This window comes from Pedobacter kyungheensis (assembly GCF_000812965.1).
In the GTDB taxonomy this organism is placed as follows: domain Bacteria; phylum Bacteroidota; class Bacteroidia; order Sphingobacteriales; family Sphingobacteriaceae; genus Pedobacter; species Pedobacter kyungheensis.
In genome coordinates this window covers 1-1,502 of record NZ_JSYN01000067.1, presented here as the reverse complement: position 1 = coordinate 1,502, position 1,502 = coordinate 1, and the positions used below count along the sequence as shown (strand labels likewise).

General features: G+C 46.7%; 1 protein-coding gene. It reads right to left on the bottom strand.

The genetic code is table 11. The annotated features are described in order from the left end of the window. Positions 1–1,502: cadherin repeat domain-containing protein (locus tag OC25_RS28185; RefSeq protein ID WP_039483640.1), on the bottom strand; the 1,502-nt coding region annotated here is incomplete at both ends.

Sequence of the window (1,502 nt, the reverse complement as noted above, 5' to 3'; positions counted from 1 at the left end):
CCCGTTACCGAGTTGGCCGAACCGGCATCGTCTTTGGCTAAGATCGCGCCTGAAGCCACTGTTACTTTTACCGTTGCAGTTGAAGTTTTTGAAGCATCCAGTTTATCGGTGATGGTATAAGTCAAGGTATAAACACCAGCCGGGGTATTGGTAGCCACTTTAACTTCTCCGGTTGTTGGATCCAGGGTTACTTTACCATTGCTGTCGTTAGTACCATTGGTGATGGTTACATCAGCCAATGTTGGAGCTGTAGTGGTACCATTATAGTTATCGTTCGCCAATACATTCGCTACAGCGGTTCCACCCGTTACCGAGTTGGCCGAACCGGCATCGTCTTTGGCTAAGATCGCGCCTGAAGCTACCGTTACTTTTACCGTTGCAGTCGAAGTTTTGCTGTTGTCGAGTTTATCGGTAATGGTATAAGTCAAGGTATAAACGCCAGCCGGGGTATTTGTAGCTACACTCACTGCACCTGTTGACGGATCCAGGGTTACTTTGCCATTGCTGTCGTTGGTGCCATTGGTGATGGTTACATCTGCCAATGTTGGAGCTGTGGTAGTACCGTTATAGTTATCATTCGCCAATACATTCGACACAGCTGTTCCACCGGTTACTGAGTTAGCCGAACCTGCATCATCTTTGGCTAAGATCGCGCCTGAAGCTACCGTTACTTTAACTGTTGCAGTCGAAGTTTTAGAAGCATCCAATTTATCGGTGATGGTATAAGTTAAAGTATACACACCAGCCGGGGTATTGATAGCTACGCTAACAGCACCTGTTGCCGGATCCAATGTTACTTTGCCATTGCTATCATTAGTACCGTTGGTGATGGTTACATCATTTAGAGTTGGAGCTGTTGTAGTTCCGTTATAGTTATCGTTTGCCAATACATTTGCCACGGCTGTTCCGCCGGTTACTGAGTTTGCCGTACCAGCATCGTCTTTAGCCAGGATCGCCCCTGAAGCAACCGTTACTTTAACTGTTGCAGTAGAAGTTTTCGAAGCATCCAGTTTATCGGTGATGGTATACGTTAAAGTATAAACACCAGCCGGGGTATTCGCTGCAACACTCACTGCACCAGTTGCCGGATCCAAGGTTACTTTGCCATTGCTGTCGTTGGTACCGTTCGTGATGGTTACATCATTTAAGGTTGGAGCCGTAGTCGTACCGTTGTAGTTATCGTTCGCCAATACATTCGCAACAGCAGTACCACCGGTTACTGAGTTCGCAGAACCAGCATCATCTTTTGCCAGGATAGCGCCCGAAGCTACCGTTACTTTAACCGTTGCAGTTGAATTTTTCGAAGCATCTAGTTTATCGGTAATGGTATACGTTAAAGTATAAACACCAGCCGGGGTATTCGCTGCAACACTCACTGTTCCTGTTGCCGGATCCAGTGTTACTTTGCCATTGCTATCGTTGGTACCGTTGGTGATAGTTACATCTGCCAGTGTTGGAGCAGTAGTAGTACCGTTATAGTTATCGTTCGCCAATACATTCGC